The following is a 19,654-nucleotide window of genomic DNA, read 5'->3' on the forward strand; positions in this document are numbered from 1 at the left end:
CAGTTTAGCAGCTCTCCTATGAGCAAGGCTTGGCACAACACCAATGCCCGTTTCAACTCGCTCATCATTGCTCGTGATAACATGAAGCAAGCCGAAAAAGACTTATTCGATAAGCGTGAAGAAAATTATAGTGCTTTGATGACTATTTTTGTTCCGATTGACTCCGTAAAAAGTCAAACAGTAGCAACCAATTTAAAAGAAGTTATCGAAAAAACCTCATTGATTGCCGAACGTCATTCCAATTCAAAATATTTAGCAGAAGCTTATATTCTATTAGGAAAATCTCGCCTTTTGAAAGAAGATTACATCAATGCCATCGAAGTCTTTAAATTTATCAATACAACCAGTAGCAATGAAGTAGGCAAACACTCAGCGTTAATATGGCTGATGAGAGCTTATACCGAGCAGAAAGAGTATGATACCGCTTTAAAAGTTTCAGAAGTACTTCGCACACTCGATTTGAACAAAGAAAATACACGAGATTTCTACTTAACCAAAGCATATTTACATCAAAAACGTGAAGAATTTGCTATATCGGCAGCCATTGGTGAAGAAGCACTGAAATTCATGTCAAAAAGTGAGCAAACTGCACGAGTGCATTTTGCTGTGGGTCAGATGTACGATATGCTTGGCCAACCAGCCAAAGCCTTACCGCACTTTCGGGCTGTCGCTAAAAATCGTCCAAATTATGACATGGAGTTTTATGCTCGCATGAATACACTCTTGGATGAAGCTGCTGCCCAAAGAGGTAGTACGGTGGCGGTGCAGGAAAATTTCAAGAAAATGCTGAATGACCGAAAAAACGCTGACTTAAAAGATAAAATTTATTTCACGATGGGTAGTTTGGAAGTGAAGAAACAAAACTATCCAAAAGCTATCGAATATTTCAATGCCTCACTTCGGAATTCAAAAGGAAACAGCACCCAAAACGCCTATACTTACTTAGAGCTGGCCGAGTTACATTACAATCAATTGCTAAAATACGATTTGGCAAGTATGTATTATGATAGTACACTGACGGCTTTACCAAAAACTTCAACTGACTATGAACGAATTGCCAAACGTGCCATTTCTTTGGGAGATTTTGTAAAATACCAAAAAGTATTAATTGTAGAAGATAGTTTACAACGTTTGGCAGCTATGAATCCTGTGGCTTTAGACAAAACTTTAGAGCGAGTAATTAAGCAAAAAGATGATGATGAACGCAAAATGCAGGAAATGGCACAAAAAATTGTTTCTCAAAATAGCCTACCTGTGGAACGTCTTTCTGACAAAGATGCCGATTTCAAACGCTGGGCATTGTACGACCCTTTAGTGATTTCTCGCAATAAAAGTGATTTTCAACAATTGTGGGGAAACCGACCTTTGGAAGACAATTGGCGTAGAAAAGACAAAGAAGCTGGTTCGATAAGTTTTAAGGTTGAAAGGGGTATTGTTGGACAAGAACAACCAAGTAAACAAGGACCGCCAAGATTAAGTCCCGAAGAAATCAAAAAGCAGCAAGAAAGCAAAGATGCCTTGGCTTTGGAAGTCAAGAAAAAAGAACTTTATGACAAAATCCCAACTACGCCCGAAAAACTAATTGCATCAAAACGCAAACAAGAAGAAGCGTATTATCAAGTTGGGAAAATTTATAAATTCCAATTCAACGAACCGCAAAATGCTACCGAAACTTTTCAAACTTTATTAGCAAAGTTTCCAAACACCATACATGAAGTTGAAGTTTTGTATTTACTTACTTTACTTTCGGAAAATCAAGCTACGAGCCCATATCGCAAAATGCTGATTGATAAATACCCTGCTTCAACCTATGCTCGTCAGTTATTGCGTGGGAATGTGCAAATCACAGGAGATACTGAATCAAAAGCTGGTGTTGTCTATTCACAGGCATTTAATTTATACAGCAATGAAAGTTACGAATCAGCACTGAAATTAGCAGAGGATGGTCTGATTACTTATACAGGTACAAGCATTGAAGATAAGTTTGCGATGTTACGTATCTTTTTATTTGCCAAAACAGAGCAAAAAGATGCTTATAAACAAGCCCTCAACGAGTTTATACAAGGATACCCATCCAGTAGTTTAATAAATAGAGCCAAAGAGATGATGGCTGTTGTTGATAAAAAATTATGACTTTAAAAATATAACCCAAAACTATAAAATGAAAAAAAATATACCATTAGAAGACGATGATGAAAAATCTCCAATTCTTGGCACTTGGCAAAATGTTTATGCCTTAGTGGCAGGATCTTTGGTTTTATTAATTGTATTATTCTATGCTTTCACCTTATACTTCACATGACCAATCTTGACTGGACTCTACTAACCTTTACCTTACTTTTTATCATTGTTTACGGAGTTTACAAAAACCACAAAGATAAAAATATTAATGGCTATTTACTTGGTGATCAATCACTTCCATGGTATCACGTCGGGCTATCGGCTATGGCAACTCAAGCAAGTGCAATCACATTCCTTTCAACAACTGGACAAGGTTTTGACGATGGGATGAGGTTTGTACAGTTCTATTTTGGGCTTCCATTGGCTATGATAGTTTTGTGTATCACATTCGTCCCTATTTTTCATCGTTTAAAAGTCTATACGGCTTACGAATACTTGGAGAATCGTTTTGATGGAAAAGTAAGAGTATTTACTGCTTTTTTGTTTCTTATTCAAAGAGGCTTATCTACAGGGATTTCGATTTACGCTCCTTCAATCATCCTTTCAACTATTTTTGGTTGGGATATTTACTGGACAAATATTCTGATGGGTGGCATGGTGCTTACTTATACTGTGGTAGGTGGCACAAAAGCTATTTCTTACACACATCTTCAACAAATGATTGTCATTACTGTAGCGATGGTTTTAGCTGGAGTAATTGTGGTGATGATGCTACCTGAAAGTATTGGACTTGTAAAAGCTCTCAAAATTGCTGGAAAAGCCAATCATACAAAAGTTGTTAGTTTTGATTTTAACCCCAAAGACCGCTATAATTTATGGTCAGGGCTTATTGGTGGATTTTTCTTACAACTTTCCTATTTTGGAACTGACCAGTCGCAAGTAGGGCGGTATCTCACGGGAGAAAGCATCACACAAGGTCGCCTTGGCTTAGTCATGAACGGCTTGCTGAAAATACCAATGCAATTTCTGATATTATTGGTTGGTGTACTTGTTTTTGTGTTTTATCAATTCAATACTTCGCCTGTTTTCTTTAATAAAGTTGAAACCGATAAACTTCGCACAAGTCAATACGCCCCTCAATTTGAAAGTTTAGAAAAACGCTATAATGAAGTTGCAGAAAAACGAAAAAACCTACTAATTGTCTCGGCAAATCTCAGTAATGAACAATTAGAAATTTATAAAAATAGTTTAGCCGAATCTGATTCCATTGCCAAAGGATTGAAAGGGCAAGTGGTAGATTTAATCAAGAAAAATAACCCAGCCGCCAGTACTAACGACCGTGATTTTGTTTTTTTAAGATTTGTCTTAGATTACCTTCCACATGGGCTCATTGGACTTTTGATTGCTGTTATTTTTGCTGCTTCAATGGGTTCAATTGCTTCGGCATATAATTCTTTAGCAGCTACTACAGTCGTGGATGTTTATCGAAAGTTCTCATCTAAAACACCAACAGAAAAGTCAGAATTGAATGCTTCTAAAGTTTCAACAATTTTATGGGGTCTTTTTTGTATATTTGTTGCACAATACGCCAATGAGCTTGGCAATATGATTGAAGTTGTGAATGTGCTTGGCTCATTGTTTTATGGAATCATTTTAGGTGTATTTTTGGTAGCTTTCTACTTTAAAAACATCGGAGGGACAGCCACTTTCTGGGCGGCGGTTATTAGTCAAACTATCATTTTAGGAATTGGAATTCCACAAGTCATTATCAAAAAAGAATGGATTGCTTACCTTTGGTTTAATCCAATTGGTTGTTTTTTGGTCATTGGCATTGCATGGATTTTGCAGAAAAGAATAGGAATTAGGTCGTAGGAATTAGGTGTTAGGATTTAGAAATTAGATTTTAGGAATTGAAGAAGTCGTATGTGTACCACTTCTATTATGAGTTCTAAAATGCTAAGTAAACTACTCAATTATTAACCTCTAAATCCTATATCCTAAATCCTAACCCCTACTTCCTAAAACCTAAAAAATATGGAAAAGAAAAGAATACTCATCATAGAAGATGATCAGCGAATCACTGAAAATCTTACCAAAGGTCTCCAAGAAAAAGGCTTTGATACAGAAGTTGCGTATGATGGGCAAATTGGTCTTCGCCTTGCCCTCAGTGGAAGGTTCGATTTGATATTGTTAGATGTCAATCTACCTGTGATGAATGGCTATGAGGTTTGTGGAAAAATCAGGGAAAAAGACAGTCAAATTCCAATTATTATGCTTACGGCTTTGGGCGAAACTGACGATAAAATCACAGGTTTTGAAAAAGGTGCAGATGATTATATTGTAAAACCTTTTGAGTACCGTGAACTCATTGCTCGGGTCAATGTTTTCTTGAAACGTGCTTATGCCGAAAACGAAAACAACGCCAATTTACTACGAATTGCCGACCTCGAAATAAACCTCGAAAGCAAAATGGCTTCTCGTCAAGGCAAAACCATTGATTTGACACCAAAAGAGTTTTCATTGCTCGAATACCTCATCAGAAACAAAGGAAAAGTCATTTCAAAAGCTGAAATTGCCGAGAAAATTTGGGAGGGAAATAATGCCGAAAATAGCCTAAATGTCATAGAAGTTTATATCAATTTTCTCCGTAAAAAAATAGACAAAGACTTTGAACCTAAACTCATTCATACCAAAACTGGTATGGGCTATGTTTTGAAAGATGAGTAGATTTTAGAGTAGAACATGAAAATCCCCACTCATTTATGCCTATTATTCTACAAAAAAAATACGAACGAGCAAACCAATATGATATTCATTTAGCAGTTTGGCAAATCACCGAATCGCATGATGAATTACAAGCAATGTTGCCTTCTGAAATCTTGACCGATGCCGAATTAGCAAGCATTCATCATCCTCAAAAACAAATCGAGTTTTTTTGTAGTCGCCTTGCTATCAAATCCTTAGCTGATTTTCTTGGCATAAAATACCTCGGAATAAAAAAAGACGAGTTTGGCAAACCTTACTTGGTTGGTTCAACGTGGCAAATGTCGCTTACACATACATCTAACTATGTGGCGGCCGTCATGCACCCAACTAAAGCATTGGGAATGGATATGGAAAAACCTTCTGAAAAAATTCGCAGAATTGCCCATAAATTTTTATCAGAAAATGAGGTAATTGCTGCTAATAATGACTTAGAAAAACTCTGTATTTATTGGTCTGCCAAAGAATCATTGTACAAACTTTATGGCAAACGTAAAGTTATTTTCAATGAAAACTTACATGTTTTTCCATTTGAAAATGATGCTACCGAAATCATTGGAAAGTTACAAATCAATGAAATTGATGAAAACTATACCATTTTTATAGAAAAAATTGATGGTTATATACTCGTAGTTGCTGGATAATTATTTTTGGATAACTCCCACTCTGGTAAACAATGGAAAATCTACTTTTTCAAATCCTTGCCAAAGATCTTTTAAATCACTAATTACTTGATTGACAGGATTCTCTCCATTTTTTTTGATATAATGCTGAATCGAAGACCATGAATTAAAATACCCTTCTGCCATTTCGAGTGTCCAGCGATATTCATTTTTAAAAGTTGGGCATTCGATTTCTTTGAGAGGAAAAGGAATACTTTCCAGTCTATTATCTAAATGTTTTCGTTCAGCGTCCCAGTATGGGCCTGTTACATTCCAGTAAAAATCTTGCAAAATTTCATCAATTTTTCCTTCAAAACAAGGCATCGAATAACCGATTACGAATAAAACTGCTCCGTTTTTCGCTACTCGATTTACTTCTGTATAAAACTTATCAAAATTGAACCAGTGAATTGCTTGAGCTACTGTTATCAAATCAAAAGTGTTATCTGCAAAAGTCGTTTCTTCTGCTTTTGCAATTGAATAATGAATGTTTTCTGCTTGAAAAGCATGGTCTAATTGTTTTTGGCTGATGTCAGTTGCATAAACCTGTTCAAAATTCTTTGCTAATTCTCTTGCCATTTGTCCATTGCCAGTGGCACAATCCCATACTGTATTTTTGTTTTTCACGACCGAGTTTAAATACTCAAAAACCTCCTTAGGATAAGTCGGTCGAAACTTCGCATAAGTGCTTGCTTGGTTAGAAAAATTGTCTTTTATCATTGCTGAACAGAATTTAAAATGTATTGCAAATTATCAGTAAATTTATTTACTTTCGTAAAAAAAACAAGATGATGGTTGCTCAAATTAGTGATATTCCAAAACGTAGGAGTCGCAAAATACCTGCAAAGTTTATTAGAGAAGAAGTAAATGGCAAGCCTTACTACTATAAGGGCTATAAAAGTGTCATAAATGGCACTAAACAAATAGAAGAAATTATCGGAAGTAGTTCTTTACAATCTATTTTGGTAATGATTTTAGGTTTTTTTGTAAAATCTAAACTTGATAAATCTAAATATTTACTTGCAACCAACGAAGCGGGTCTGCACTTAGGAACTAAAAATAATATTGCAACCGACATTGGCATTTTTTTGAAAGAAAAAGTAGTATTGACTGATAAATATTTTGAAATAGCTCCCGAAGTAGCAATAGAAGTTGATATAAAAATTGACACCAATGATATAGAATATGTTTTCTCAAAATCTGAGGAAATGATGAATTTTGGTACGCAAAAAATTCTTTGGGTGCTTACCAAGAATAAAAAAATCATGGTGTTTTCAAAAAATGAAACGACCCAAGTTTTGGAATGGAACAACGACATTCATTTGATAGAAGGAGTTGTTTTAAACCTTCAACATTTACTCGATGAAGAAGGTATAAATGAAATGCTTTAATTCAGGTTAGCTTTTACTATCTATTCCTGCTTCAGGATGCCACTTTGCATAATCATTCGACCCTTAAACTTACCAAAAAAGCTTGTTTTTGAGTTTTTTTGTTTTCAAAGATCTCGGTATTCGATAATTGCACCTCTTACAGCAAAATGATTTTCATAAGGATAGCTTACATTAAGGATTTGTAAACTGTATAGGTATTTTGAATTATCCAGTTCAGCCAAATTAAGATCGTAGGCTAAAATTTTTGTACCTACTGACTGATTTTCAAAATATTGAAATGAAATGATAATGGGAGCAGTTTCTGTATTATTGATGTCATAGCCAAAAATAAAAATAGCAATACTTGTTGGTGTAAAAGCATGTAGGTTTAATTTTATTGAAACTAACTTACTTTTATGTGGTATTTGAATGGGTGCAAATACTTTATCTGAACTTAACGACAACTCTACTTCTTTATCTTTATATGTCCCCTCATAACTTTGGTGATATAATCCATTATCTAAATCATATCTGTTGTAGTACATATTGTCTGCTATCATAAATGCCGAAGGTGGAATACTTAAATACCCAGTTTTATAACCCGTTACGAGTGTTCCATCTAAATTGGCATAGACTGGATTGGCAACATAAGGATTCCCCGAAGCAAGCCCACTTGCCTTCAAAGAATTACTTTCGATCATTCCTGTTGCTTTAATATTGCCTTTTACTTCTTCAACATTTCCTGCCAATGGCGAAATAGTTACAGATTTTGTCTGCGGTACTTGTGCGTGGCTTTTAAGAATAAAAAGGCTTAAAATAAGTAACAATGTTTGTTTTTTCATGGTTTTGAATTTTTACGTCTATTTTTGACAATCTTTCTTTCAATTCGTTTTGAGAGAGTATTTATTTGGCTTATCTATAAATGCACTTTAAATTTTTGCATGATTTCGGGGAGTTTTGGCCAAAAGTACACGATGTCATGTTTCTTTTCTAAATCAGCAAAATCAGCAGGTTTTGGTCTTTGATTATTCTCAAATAATTTGGCAAGGTCTTGTAAATAGTCTTCATGTCCAGCAGGTAGATAAATGTCAATAATTTTCGCTGTTTCATTAGAAGCATTCCAAAAAGTGTGCATCACACCATGAGGACGTAAATGCCAATCGCCTGCGTTTACTTCAAAAACTTCTTCACCCACCAAAATATGCACTGTACCTTCCAGCACATAGCAAATCTCATCAATGTTTTTATGAAGGTGAGGAGGAGCTCCCAAATGCCCTGCTTTCAGTAAGGTAATATCAGAACCTATCAAACCATTCGTAGTTGATTTTGAAAGTTTGAATTCGGTAGTTAAGCCGCCAAAATTCACCATTTTACCAGTATCTTTTTTCAGTAAAAGAGCTTTTGGGGTATCGTTAGAGCTATATATTTCTTCATTTTTTGCCAAAGAAGCTACTGGCAATGTCCCTATTCCAAGCACCGAAAGTGCCAATTTTTGCATTAAATCTCTACGAGAGTATTGAGGTGTTTTTTCCATTCGTCTTGCGTTTTTAGATTTCAAGACAAATGTAAAATGCTCAATTAGCGTTTTGAATGTAAAAAAACGACAAAAAGGTGAAGTAGGCTATTTAATTATCATTCGTTTCCAATCTGGTGAAGCCACTTCTTGAGCCAAAAGCATTGAAGGACTTACCTCGGCAAACTCTCGAAAATCACGCATCAAATGGGCAAAGTCGAAGTAATTACAAGCAAAAGCAATATCGAGCCAATCTAAATTGGGTTGTTGCAATTTCATTTGATAAGCACGATTGAAGCGAATAATTCGGCTATAATATTTGGGCGACATTCCCATTCGCTCATGAAATTTACGTTCAAACTGCCTCGTACTCAAACAAGCATTATCGGCCAACCAATCAAGTGAAAGAGGTTTTTCGGAGTCTTTCATATAGGCAATTACTTTATCAATGGCATGATTTTCAACCTTTAACGCAAAAACTCTTTTTAATAAATAGCTTTCAATCAATGCAATCATTTGAGAATAATCATTCGTTTCTCTCAATCGTTCGTTCAATATTCTCATCTCTACATCAGACAAATATTCAGCATCTATTTCTCTTTCATGAAACTCGCTCATAGGCATTTTACCTAATAAATGGTGCATAAAACCGCCTCTAAAACAAACTTGTATAATCAGATGGTCTTCGCCAAATTGTAGATTGATGCGTGAGGTCTGTTGTCCAACAAAAATACTCGCTGCAGTAGCTCGGTTGTCGGAAGAACTGTGCACAATTGCTTGAACGGTATCTCGTGGATAAAAGTAAAGCGACTGGTCGGCATCTGGAGGAAAAGGCTTGATACGTAGCTCGGTTGGAATTCCTTTCAATGTCACATGCAACAACATATAGTGTCTAATATAAGGACGAAGAGCTATATGCGGCAAAATATTGGGAAGAAAAACCATGTTATTGTTTTATTCTTTACAAATTTAGTTAAATCCTGAAAAAATAAAGACGAATAACAGACATTTTTTAAGCATACATATTGACTAATTTACACCTCGATAATTCCAAATTTTCTTTCAGGGGCTTTAATATCTTGCGAATAAAAATTAGCTGGAGTCATACCAGTAAATTCTTTATAGTCTCTGACCAAATGCTGATAATCGTAATACCCACATTCTAAGGCTATACTTAACCAATCTTTGTTTGGAAAGGCATTTTTAAGTCGAAAAGCCTTGTCAAATCTGATAATTCGAGCAAAATACTTAGGATTTATGCCGATGCGTTCATTGAAATTTCGTTCAAACTGCTTGTTGCTTAAACATGATTCTTTGGCCAACCAATCAAGAGAGAAATTATTTTTACCATCAAGCATTACCATCCCTACTTTATCAATCGGTCTTGATTCATATTTTGATTTTGAAGCCAGATCCAATAAAAATCCTTCAATGATATGCTTCATTTCCCCAAAATTTGCCGTACTATTCAAGCGTTGATTGACTAAAACAATCTCATTACCAAAAACTGATTCAGCATCAAAATATTGATCGGTAAGTTCATGATTTGGAATACCAGTCATTCTGAATAAACCACCAGGTTGAAAAACTACCTGAAACAACACAAATTCTTTCCCAACATGTCGATGACTCACTACACTCGGTTGCCCAATCAGAGCCGAACGTACAGGAGCAATTACTCGTCCATCATCGTACTTTGTGGTTTCGGTATCACGCGGATAAAAACTCAAAGTAACTTCTGGTCGAGGTGGGTATGCTTTTGCAGGCGGCAATGTAGAATCTGTAAAAGAAAAATACAAAAACCTGTACATTTTCACATAATCTCGCAAAGCATAAGTAGGCTGTAAATTATGAAAGAATGGCATATTATGATTTGTTGTTAAACAAATATAATGATTTTTTATAAGGAAATTGGAGGGCCAACAATTTTCATTCCATGTGCATGATGAATCTGTTGCACGAGTTCTTCTGATGGAGGGCCTTTTAATTCATTCATTTTCTTGAAAAATTCTTCCATCTGGCCTGCCGGTTGGAGGAAATAAACCAATTTCCCTTTATCAGAAAGTTGTAGCCATGTATGAGGCACATTCTGTGGTAAGAATATGGTATCCCCAGCTTTCAAAGTTGACTTTTCTGTATCTACTTGGAATAAATACTCACCCTCAACCACATAAAAAATTTCATCTTGATTGAAATGTACGTGTAACGGAGGGCCAATTTTCTGAAAACCAACATACTCAAATACCGAAAGCTGCCCATCGGTGTCTTTTGCAGAAATTTTCACGTCGTTGGGATTCACTCCTCGGTATTTGATAGGCTCGTTAAATCTATCTTTTCCCGAATCAACTTTAAAACCTTTTTTGGAGCGTGTTTTTCCAAAGGTATCAGCCACCATCATTGCAGAAGCACCTGCAAATGCTGCTTGAACAAATTTTCTACGTTGCATTTTTTGCTTTTCTTAAGTTAAAAAATAAATTTCTGATGCAAAGTTTGATTTTATTTCAAGATCATTAGTGGTAAAAAATAGACATTTTTTAAGATTTCACAAAAGCAATATTTCTTCTTATCCCTTCCAATTTTGTACGTTTTACTGCACTGCGTTTGAATATTTCTTGAAAAACTTCTTCTGAAATTTCTTCCCAATCTTTTTTGGTAAATCCTTGTAAATGAGCATTTTGTGTAAATTCTGGTGTAGCATGAGGACGAGAAAAACTATTCCAAGGACATACATCTTGGCAAATATCACAGCCAAAAATCCAGTTTTCAAATTTCCCTTTTACTTCTTGAGGAATAGCTTCCTTGAGTTCAATCGTAAAATAAGAAATACATTTTGAACCATCAACCACATAAGGTTCTGTTATGGCATCAGTCGGACAAGCATCTACACAACGAGTACAAGTACCACAATAATCTTTGATTGCACCATCGGGTTCGAGTGCTAAATCACAAATAATTTCACCAATAAAAAAGAAGCTTCCGATTTCTCTTGTAATCAAATTCGTATGCTTTCCGACCCAACCTATTCCACTTTTTTTTGCCCAAACCTTGTCCATCACAGGGGCTGAATCTACAAAAACTCGTCCATTTACTTCGCCAATTTCCTCCGAAATATAACTCATTAAATCTTTCAGTTTGTCTTTCAGTACAAAATGATAGTCGGTTCCATAAGCGTATTTTGAAAGTTTATAATTATCATCATTTTGGGGCAAAGTTTGCTCAGGGAAGTAGTTCAGAATGACCGTAATGACAGATTTTGCTCCATCAACCAATTTTCTTGGGTCGAGGCGTTTATCAAAATGATTTGCCATGTAGCCCATTTTTCCATGATAATTTTGGTTAAGCCAAGCATCTAATCGTGGGGCTTCTTCTTCCAAAAAATCAGCTGTTGAGATACCACAAGCATCAAAACCCAATTCTGTAGCTTTGGATTTGATTAATTGAGCATATTTTTGGCGAAGTGAAATTTGCATGAAGCAAATTTACGAAATGTAAGTCTTTTACCTAATTACAGTTATATAAAAATCCATTGATGGGGGGTCAACAGTTACCGCTGAGGCATTAAAAAATTTTACTTCAACAAAATTCAATCCACTCAAGGAATGAGCAATAATTAAACCATCAGGTAGATTTATACTTGGCGAAATATAGACAGTAGAACCTACTTGCACATTAGGAATTTGAAAAGTTAGGGTACTTTCAGTACCTGCGGGTGTGCTGAAAATATTGGCAGTTCGAGTTACTTTTATTATTTCAGTAATTGGTGTGCCATTGATACCTATTTTACTTGTGCCATTTATTTCTAATTTTTCGGTAGGGGCAGCTCCTGTTCCTATGCTTACATTTCCTGCACTTGTAATTAGCATTCGAGTATTATTACCCCCAGTTCTGAACGACATATCATTTGTTGGAGAATAAATCACCCCTCCGCTGGCTGCAGTAGCAGCCTTTCCAAAAAGAATACCAGTTTCAGAAGCATTCGGAACAGCAATTCCAATATAGGAGGTGGCATTGTTTTCAAAGAAAAAATCTTCAGAGCTTAAAGGTGTTGCTCCTGAAAAACCATCTGCCACATGAAGTTTTCGTAATGGGAATCCATTACCAATACCAATTTTTCCATCATGATTTATTGTGAATTTTTCTGATGTAATAGTTGTACCATTTGCTGTTGTAAAAAAAGACATTTTTGTTCCGTTGGCGGTAGTTGTCCAATTTTCGGTAGTAGTCATAATGATTGTTGCACGTGGATTGGTAAATGAAGTTCCATTATCACCTGCTGCACCAAAAACACCCAGATTTATACCAACAATGTTTGCAGCTAAATTATTTAGGTTTAGACCCGATGACCTTCTTGTAATGATTTCAGGGTCTTGTGAAAAAGTAGTCATCAAAAATTCTGAACTCGAAACTGGCGTAAGTGTTAGGCTACCTTGCCCAAAAGCATTGATAGAGAATAAAAGCGATAAACTTAAAATGTGATTTTTCATGGGCTTAAACTTTGTAAGGTTTTAAAACTTAAACAAAGATAAATCTATGAGGTAAGCAAAACACCTACTAAATTTAGTAGGATAAATATGTCAAAAAAGCAGTAAATAGCAAGAAAATGGTATTTTAAAGAAGTTATTTACCAATTTTTTTTAATATTTTCGGGCGAAATCCATTCATCCCACTCACTACCATAACCATCGTAGTGAATATAGTGCAAACACGAAAATTTTTGAATAACCTTGGCTGGATACCATTTTTTATCTACGCCACTCAGGGCTTGTACTTTAGTGCCAATCGGCAAATCTTTGGCACATGAAAAAGACTTCAAGCGAGCGGCTTCTACCCAATCGGTTTCGTTATTGGTATAGCTATAAAAACGCACATTAAATTTGTTGTTGGCATCGGCTCCTTCTATAAAACCCATATAATCTTCTCCACCATAATCAACCATTACACGCTCGCCGATGCGTTGGTTTTTCTTCAAAGAAATATTACTCGAAACTTCCCAATTTTTCATACTTTTTGGCACAAAGTAGGCAGCTTTTTGTCCTTCAACTACCGCCATTTCTTCATCAATATATTTTGAAAGTTCGTCTAATGTAATACTACCATTGTTGTTAATATCAATAAAGTTTTTTCCTTGAAGTCCATAAAGTAAGGCATTTGAAAAAGTCCAATTTCCTGTAGAAACATCAGTTGGAACGACTGAACTAAGAGCTACATATTCTCGTAAAGGATATTTCTGAACTTCTTTTACCAAACCGCCAGAATTACAACAATCTGCTGTAAAAAAGGCTTGATTTCCTGCAAAATTCTCATTGACTGTTCTCACAATTTCTTCTGCCGACCAATCTTCGCCCTGATAATTGGCAAAACAAACTTTTTCACCCTCATTTTTGTAACCATGTCCACAATAGTAGAAAAATAATCTATCACCTTTTTGGGCTTGTTTCAAGAATGAAACAAAAGCAGCTCTAACAGATTTTGTGGTAGCTTGTTGGTCTTTTAGATACTTTATTTGATTACTTGGAACGCCATTGTTTTGAAAAAAACGCATGATTTTAGCATCGACACGCTCTTTTTTCTCAAATGATGCAAAACTATTCGCATCTGCCCATTCCAATACACCCACCATAAAAACCCAAGTTCGGCTAAAACCTGTTTTTGTTTGGGCGATTACCGATAAATTTGAGAGTAGTAAAAGAAAACATAAAATTATATTTTTCATGGCAAATCCTTTAAATGTTTATAAATAAAATCATCAAAAGCTTTTTTATCTTCCAACTCAATTTCAATAGGTACATAAAAAAAGTACTTCATTTCTTCCTCATTCAACAAAGGTTTGATTTTTACCATGTCTTTTTCAGTTGTAATGATTTGTGAAACTTCTTTAAACTGTACTGTTTTTTTAATAATTCCATCAATTTCTTTTCGTGAAAAAGAAAAATGGTCAGGGAAATCGTGAACAAAATCAATACTTAAACCTTGCTCCAAAAGGTATTTTTCAAAAACTTCTGGTTTGGCAATTGCTGTAACGATATTACTTTTTTGCTCAGGCTTAAAATTGTTTTTAGGAGAATAACCTAAAAGCGATTGATAGCTAATTCTTGAAAAAAAGATAGGGGTTTCTGATAAAATATATTTTTTTATGCCAGCAAAAATCTCTGTGTATTTTTGAGAAGAAATATTTTTTGGACATTTGGTTACAATCACCGCATTGGCTCGTTTGGCACTTTGTCGTAAATCTCTTAGCTTTCCAAAAGGCACTAAACTATCTGTATAAAAAGGACGATTATAATCACATAAAAGAAGGTTCAATTGAGGAGCAATTTTTCGATGCTGAAAAGCATCATCTAATATAACTATTTGATTATTAGGTATTTGCTTTTGAATCTCTCTTACGCCAGCTACCCTATTTTCACAAACAACAACATTAATTTTTTCACCAAATTTCATGTAATATTGCATGGGCTCATCACCAATAGTTTGGGCCGTTGATTCCATATTTGCCCGAATAAACCCTTTTGTTTTTCGCTTATACCCTCTGCTCAAAATGGTGGTTTTGTAATTATCTGACAACAAACGCACCAAATATTCTACATGTGGCGTTTTTCCTGTACCACCTAAATTCAGATTGCCAACATTAATACAAAAAACATCAGGCTTGGTTGATTTTAATATCTTTTTGTCATATAACCAGTTTCGTAAAAAGATGATAAGTGTGAGCATGAGATAAGTTTAAATATCAAGTAAGATGAAGTATAAAAAGATTAAATCTTATATCAAAGTTTGAGCTATTTGCCGAAAATTACACAAATCAGTCGAACTGTGGCATAAAAAACAAAAGTTTCTGTATTTTTGCCAAAACTAAGCATTTTTCAATGGGTCTGAAAGTCAAATGGTTTAAACACACACTAAAGTTCAAGTTTGAAGCAGGAACTTCTCGTGGGGTTTATACTGAAAAAGATACTTTTTTCTTAAAAATCTTCGATTCCGAAAACCCAGCAGTTTTTGGTTTGGGAGAGGCTGCCCCATTGAAAGGATTAAGCATTGATGATTTTCCTAATTATCAAGATATTCTACAAGGGGCTTGTGATACTTTCAATAGCTTAGATTTAGAGGTTTTTGAATGGAATATCAATATCATTCTTTCTCAACTCATCGACGACCGACTGCCTTCTATCAAATTTGGCTTTGAAACTGCCCTACTCGACTATATGAATGGTGGTAAAAGAATCATTTTCGACAATGATTTTGTGAAAGGGCAAAAATCTATCACAATCAATGGTTTGGTTTGGATGGGTAGCAAAGCATTCATGATGGAACAAGTTGAAGAAAAAATTGCGAAAGGATTCAACACCATCAAAATGAAAATCGGAGCAATCAATTTTGAGGAAGAATTAAGTATTTTAGCCAATATTCGAGAACGTTTTTCTATCGAAAAAATCACGCTGAGGGTTGATGCCAACGGTGCTTTCTCTGTGAAAGAATCTCTTGAAAAAATAACACAATTATCTGACTATCAAATACATAGCATCGAACAACCAATCAAGCAAAAACAAGTTGATGAGATGATGGAGTTGTGCGAAAATAGTCCTGTGCCTATTGCTTTAGACGAAGAACTCATTGGCGTAACAGACTATGTTCAGAAAATGCTATTGCTTAAAAAAATCAAGCCAAAATACATTATTTTGAAACCTACGCTGTTGGGTGGATTGCAACATTGCCGTGAATGGATTGAAATTGCTTCTCGCTTGCATATCGGTTGGTGGATGACTTCCGCACTCGAATCAAATATTGGACTCAACGCAATCGCACAATTTACTGCTGAATATAAAAATACTGTTCCACAAGGACTCGGTACGGGTGCTTTGTACCACAATAATATCGAAAGTCCATTAGTGGTAGCTGAAGGAAAGCTGCATTATCAACTACAAAAAAACTGGGATTTGTCTATTTTTGAATAGCAAAAAAACTTCCTGCTGATTCATCATTATTGTTAATTTAAATCCTCATTCCAAAACTTTTAGAACAAAACCTTCGTTTTTTACGTATATTTAAGCAAAGCTTACCTTCTACATCAATAATGAATCTCGAAACAAAATATTGGCATTTGCATAATCACAAGCTAATGAGTGTTTTAAGTTCGGCTGAACTCAAAGAAATTTGTTTGATTACCAACTTCAAAACTGCAAAAAAGGGTGAAATTATTTATTTTTCACATGATGAATCCAGCCGAGTTTATACGCTTAAACGAGGTACAATCAAAATTGTGGAAATCGACCCAAAAGGCAACGAAATTGTAAAAGATATTCTCCAAGAAGGCGACTTATTTGGACAATTTACACTTGCTGACTCAAATTTGGATGAATATGCTGTGGCCGTTTCTGATTATGTTACTTGTTGTAGTTTCAGAATGGATGATTTTGAAAAAGTCATTGAGAGAAATCCAACACTTGCATTGCAATATACCAAGTGGGTTGGTCTTAGACTCAAGCGAATGGAGAATAAATATGCCAATTTGGTTTTCAAAGATGTACGTTCCCGATTTATAGGTTTCTTGAAAGATTGGACTTTAAAAGAAGGTATTCCAAACCAAAATGAAATTACTCTTAAAAACTATCTTACACATCAAGATATTGCCAGTTTGATTTGTAGCACTCGTCAGACGGTAACTCAATTATTCAATGAATTGAAAGAAAACGGCATTTTAGATTACTCTCGCACCGAAATTATCATCAAAAACATAGCTGCTCTAAATCAATAATTTATTGATAATCAGCTACTTATAATATAACTATCGGTTTTGGTCATCCAGCCGACATTTGTTTTTTTATAGGCTTTCTACTTTTGTATCAACAAAACGAAAAGCATTATGAAAAAACGCATCTGCATTTTAGCTTTAATCATCGGAATAATAGCCTGTCAAAAAGAAAATATTGCTTTTCCTTCGACACTGGCTACTACACCAAGTTTAGAAACAAATGTACTTACAACTCCTGCACCTACCTCTCCAACAGTTAGTTTGACCGACCTCCAAAATCAAACATTGGTATTAGAAGGTACATTCGTCAATGGTGTACATAACACAAGTGGCACTGTGAAAGTTTATGAAGACAAAAGCAAAAACCGTAGCCTTGTATTTGAAAATTTCAAGACCGATGCTGGGCCAGATCTGAGAATCTATATGGCCGAAGACAAGGCTCTGAGCAATTTTACACAAATCACCGATAAAGTTAATACCAACGGAAGCTACATTCTGTCTATTCCAAGTAACGTAGATTTAAAGAAACAAAGCACTGTTATTGTTTGGTGCAGGGCATTTTCTGTGCTATTTGGTAGTGCTGCATTAAATTAACATACTATTTACGGCACAATTTCCAAAACTGACAATCATATTCATCCAGCACAATTTAGAAAATTGTGCTACAATTACCTTCAAATACTCATGAAAAAAACAGTTTTTTTATCACTTATTCTATTGATTATCAATCAATTAATATATGCTCAAAGCAGAAATCAACGCTATGCCGATTTGTCAATTGCAGCAGTTAGCGGCTTTTCTCCAGCCCTCTCTTATAATTATCATTGGGGAATCGGCAAAAAGGGAAAATTTAAAATCGGCACGGGTATTCGATTTACTTATTTTTCATCGGGGAAAAGAGATTTAATTACAGCCCCTGCCACATTGACTTCTGGTGAAAAAGGACCACAAGTACTTTTTACAGAAAATATTCTAAGCAATTTTGACACCTTAAAAGTAGCTAAAGTAAGTGTAGGTTACATCAATATTCCGATTCATTTACAATATAGTTTTAGTAAAAAATTGGAAGTCGGTTTTAACATTGATGCTGTAGGTTTGAGTTTCGGAAACAAGCAAAATGGCACCTTTTACGCCAGCGATTCAAAAAGCCTCAATAAAAGTACACAATCGGCAAATCCTACTGTTTTTAATCTTCTTTTGGTGAGTGATAATGATTGGGGGAGTCTGAATTCTGAACTTTATGCTCGTTATTGGCTCAATGATAAAATTGGTCTTAGAGCAGGCTTAAGTTTTCAATTCATAGAATATACAACCAACAAAGTTCTAACTTTTGAAAATGACCGATTTCGCACAAAAAATCTTTTACCAATGATTGCCATTTCTTATAAACTTTAATCTTGATTATCCAATGAAACGTCAATCAATCATTTATACTTTAGTGATAATCAGCCTATTAAGTTTAAAAACTAAAGCACAAAATTGGAAACCAGTTACGGCAGCTATCACATTCAAAATAAAACACTCATTAGGAGCAACGGCCGAAGGCTCTTTTAAAGGTTTTTCTGGAACAATATTTTTTGATGTAATGAATCTTTCTACCGCTTCAATCAAGGCTACAGTTGATGCGAAAAGTATTGATACTGGCATTCATTTAAGAGACAATACGATGCGTAGCGGTGATTATTTTGATGTAGAAAAATACCCAAAAATTTCGATAATTTCGACTAAAATTGAAAAAAATATCAAAGAAAATGAATACATAGGATATTTCAATCTTACCATCAAAAACATAACAAAAAACCTCAAAATTCCTTTTGTTTTTACACAAAATGGTACACAAGCAAGCTTCAAAGGTAGTTTTGCCATCAACCGAACCGAGTATGGCGTAGGTGAAAAAAGTGCCTTACTTGGCGATACTGCAACCATCACAATCACAATCATAGTCAATACGCAACAATGAAAAACAATGTCTATACAACAGTAGTCAGACAATTAACTGATTTACTTAAGCAACTCAGACCCAATGAATACTGTCAATCACTTGCCGTTCTTAACGGGAGTAGCATTGGTCAACACACCCGTCATGTGGTAGAATTTTATCAATGTTTGCTCAAAGGCATACATGGCGGGGTAGTAGATTATGATGCTCGTGAACGAAATTTAATGCTCGAAAATGACCTAAATTTTACAATAGATTGTTTACAAGCAATTGAAAATAGTATAGAAACTATCAAAAACCCTAACGAACCTCTACTATTAGCAGTGAGTTATTGTTCTGATATTCAAAGTTTTATAGAAACTAATTTCATGCGAGAAATGGTTTATTTAGTCGAGCATTCGATTCATCATTATGCTCTCATTCGCATAGGTTTACAGGAGAATTTTTTCAATATTTTGATTCCCAAAAACTTTGGCGTAGCCTACTCGACTGTCAAACATCGTGAAGAAGTTTTGAATTCTGAGTGCTGAATTCTGA

Annotated in this window: 22 protein-coding genes; 12 read left to right on the plus strand and 10 right to left on the minus strand. The window is 35.0% G+C overall.

The window, feature by feature from the left end; translation table 11 throughout:
- Nucleotides 1–18 precede the first annotated feature (18 nt).
- The 5 genes from ACQUQZ_RS17730 to ACQUQZ_RS17750 all read left to right on the plus strand — a co-directional run bounded on the left by ACQUQZ_RS17730 (nucleotide 19) and on the right by ACQUQZ_RS17750 (nucleotide 5,528).
- Nucleotides 19–2,133 carry a tetratricopeptide repeat protein gene (locus ACQUQZ_RS17730; RefSeq protein WP_435356420.1) on the plus strand — a complete coding sequence of 705 codons (2,115 nt, stop codon included), beginning with the start codon at nucleotides 19–21 and terminating at the stop codon, nucleotides 2,131–2,133.
- A 28-nt stretch (nucleotides 2,134–2,161) separates the two neighbouring features.
- Complete coding sequence (locus tag ACQUQZ_RS17735; protein ID WP_435356421.1) at nucleotides 2,162–2,302, plus strand: hypothetical protein; 141 nt, start codon at nucleotides 2,162–2,164, stop codon at nucleotides 2,300–2,302.
- Nucleotides 2,299–3,993, plus strand: coding sequence for a sodium:solute symporter (locus ACQUQZ_RS17740; protein WP_435356422.1), 1,695 nt, complete (start codon nucleotides 2,299–2,301; stop codon nucleotides 3,991–3,993). Before ACQUQZ_RS17735 ends, ACQUQZ_RS17740 begins: the two co-directional genes overlap by 4 nt.
- 162 nt (nucleotides 3,994–4,155) lie before the next feature.
- Nucleotides 4,156–4,848, plus strand: a complete 693-nt coding sequence (locus ACQUQZ_RS17745; protein ID WP_435356423.1) for a response regulator transcription factor — start codon at nucleotides 4,156–4,158, stop codon at nucleotides 4,846–4,848.
- Between the two features lie 35 nt (nucleotides 4,849–4,883).
- Nucleotides 4,884–5,528, plus strand: coding sequence for a 4'-phosphopantetheinyl transferase family protein (locus ACQUQZ_RS17750; RefSeq protein WP_435356424.1), 645 nt, complete (start codon nucleotides 4,884–4,886; stop codon nucleotides 5,526–5,528).
- On the opposite strand, the gene ACQUQZ_RS17755 is transcribed toward ACQUQZ_RS17750, so the two are convergent.
- The gene (locus ACQUQZ_RS17755; protein ID WP_435356425.1) at nucleotides 5,529–6,266 is read right to left on the minus strand and encodes a class I SAM-dependent methyltransferase; all 738 of its coding nucleotides are present in this window, start codon (nucleotides 6,264–6,266) and stop codon (nucleotides 5,529–5,531) included.
- Nucleotides 6,267–6,334: 68 nt separating this feature from the next.
- Here ACQUQZ_RS17755 and ACQUQZ_RS17760 point away from each other — a divergent pair, with 68 nt between their 5' ends.
- Nucleotides 6,335–6,937, plus strand: coding sequence for a Uma2 family endonuclease (locus tag ACQUQZ_RS17760; RefSeq protein WP_435356426.1), 603 nt, complete (start codon nucleotides 6,335–6,337; stop codon nucleotides 6,935–6,937).
- A 104-nt stretch (nucleotides 6,938–7,041) separates the two neighbouring features.
- On the opposite strand, the gene ACQUQZ_RS17765 is transcribed toward ACQUQZ_RS17760, so the two are convergent.
- The 9 genes from ACQUQZ_RS17765 to lpxK all read right to left on the minus strand — a co-directional run bounded on the left by ACQUQZ_RS17765 (nucleotide 7,042) and on the right by lpxK (nucleotide 15,143).
- Nucleotides 7,042–7,758: a hypothetical protein gene (locus ACQUQZ_RS17765; protein WP_435356427.1), complete on the minus strand. Its 717-nt coding sequence runs from the start codon at nucleotides 7,756–7,758 to the stop codon at nucleotides 7,042–7,044.
- A 74-nt stretch (nucleotides 7,759–7,832) separates the two neighbouring features.
- Complete coding sequence (locus ACQUQZ_RS17770) at nucleotides 7,833–8,450, minus strand: cupin domain-containing protein (RefSeq protein WP_435356428.1); 618 nt, start codon at nucleotides 8,448–8,450, stop codon at nucleotides 7,833–7,835.
- A gap of 87 nt (nucleotides 8,451–8,537) precedes the next feature.
- Entirely contained in the window at nucleotides 8,538–9,374 is an 837-nt protein-coding gene (locus ACQUQZ_RS17775) for a helix-turn-helix domain-containing protein (RefSeq protein WP_435356429.1), read from the minus strand.
- Between the two features lie 89 nt (nucleotides 9,375–9,463).
- Nucleotides 9,464–10,294, minus strand: coding sequence for a helix-turn-helix domain-containing protein (locus tag ACQUQZ_RS17780; protein ID WP_435356430.1), 831 nt, complete (start codon nucleotides 10,292–10,294; stop codon nucleotides 9,464–9,466).
- Between the two features lie 35 nt (nucleotides 10,295–10,329).
- Nucleotides 10,330–10,875, minus strand: a complete 546-nt coding sequence (locus ACQUQZ_RS17785) for a cupin domain-containing protein (protein ID WP_435356431.1) — start codon at nucleotides 10,873–10,875, stop codon at nucleotides 10,330–10,332.
- Nucleotides 10,876–10,963: 88 nt separating this feature from the next.
- Complete coding sequence (gene queG, locus ACQUQZ_RS17790; RefSeq protein ID WP_435356432.1) at nucleotides 10,964–11,899, minus strand: tRNA epoxyqueuosine(34) reductase QueG; 936 nt, start codon at nucleotides 11,897–11,899, stop codon at nucleotides 10,964–10,966.
- A 27-nt stretch (nucleotides 11,900–11,926) separates the two neighbouring features.
- Nucleotides 11,927–12,913 (minus strand): hypothetical protein, encoded by a 987-nt coding sequence (locus ACQUQZ_RS17795; RefSeq protein ID WP_435356433.1) that lies wholly within the window; start codon nucleotides 12,911–12,913, stop codon nucleotides 11,927–11,929.
- A 137-nt stretch (nucleotides 12,914–13,050) separates the two neighbouring features.
- The gene (locus tag ACQUQZ_RS17800; RefSeq protein ID WP_435356434.1) at nucleotides 13,051–14,142 is read right to left on the minus strand and encodes a Tudor-knot domain-containing protein; all 1,092 of its coding nucleotides are present in this window, start codon (nucleotides 14,140–14,142) and stop codon (nucleotides 13,051–13,053) included.
- Nucleotides 14,139–15,143, minus strand: coding sequence for a tetraacyldisaccharide 4'-kinase (lpxK, locus tag ACQUQZ_RS17805; protein WP_435356435.1), 1,005 nt, complete (start codon nucleotides 15,141–15,143; stop codon nucleotides 14,139–14,141). Before lpxK ends, ACQUQZ_RS17800 begins: the two co-directional genes overlap by 4 nt.
- A gap of 152 nt (nucleotides 15,144–15,295) precedes the next feature.
- Here lpxK and menC point away from each other — a divergent pair, with 152 nt between their 5' ends.
- The 6 genes from menC (at nucleotide 15,296) to ACQUQZ_RS17835 (ending at nucleotide 19,647) form a co-directional block, all read left to right on the plus strand.
- Complete coding sequence (menC, locus tag ACQUQZ_RS17810; RefSeq protein ID WP_435356436.1) at nucleotides 15,296–16,381, plus strand: o-succinylbenzoate synthase; 1,086 nt, start codon at nucleotides 15,296–15,298, stop codon at nucleotides 16,379–16,381.
- Nucleotides 16,382–16,500: 119 nt separating this feature from the next.
- Nucleotides 16,501–17,181, plus strand: coding sequence for a Crp/Fnr family transcriptional regulator (locus ACQUQZ_RS17815; RefSeq protein ID WP_435356437.1), 681 nt, complete (start codon nucleotides 16,501–16,503; stop codon nucleotides 17,179–17,181).
- Between the two features lie 108 nt (nucleotides 17,182–17,289).
- Nucleotides 17,290–17,772 (plus strand): DM13 domain-containing protein, encoded by a 483-nt coding sequence (locus ACQUQZ_RS17820; RefSeq protein ID WP_435356438.1) that lies wholly within the window; start codon nucleotides 17,290–17,292, stop codon nucleotides 17,770–17,772.
- Nucleotides 17,773–17,862: 90 nt separating this feature from the next.
- On the plus strand, nucleotides 17,863–18,573 hold the full coding sequence (locus tag ACQUQZ_RS17825) for a hypothetical protein (protein ID WP_435356439.1): 711 nt from the start codon (nucleotides 17,863–17,865) through the stop codon (nucleotides 18,571–18,573).
- Nucleotides 18,574–18,586: 13 nt separating this feature from the next.
- On the plus strand, nucleotides 18,587–19,138 hold the full coding sequence (locus ACQUQZ_RS17830; protein ID WP_435356440.1) for a YceI family protein: 552 nt from the start codon (nucleotides 18,587–18,589) through the stop codon (nucleotides 19,136–19,138).
- Nucleotides 19,135–19,647, plus strand: a complete 513-nt coding sequence (locus ACQUQZ_RS17835) for a hypothetical protein (RefSeq protein WP_435356441.1) — start codon at nucleotides 19,135–19,137, stop codon at nucleotides 19,645–19,647. The genes ACQUQZ_RS17830 and ACQUQZ_RS17835 overlap by 4 nt, the downstream gene beginning before the upstream one ends.
- Nucleotides 19,648–19,654 lie beyond the last annotated feature (7 nt).

Source organism: Emticicia sp. SJ17W-69, from assembly GCF_051209875.1.
Lineage (GTDB): Bacteria > Bacteroidota > Bacteroidia > Cytophagales > Spirosomataceae > Emticicia.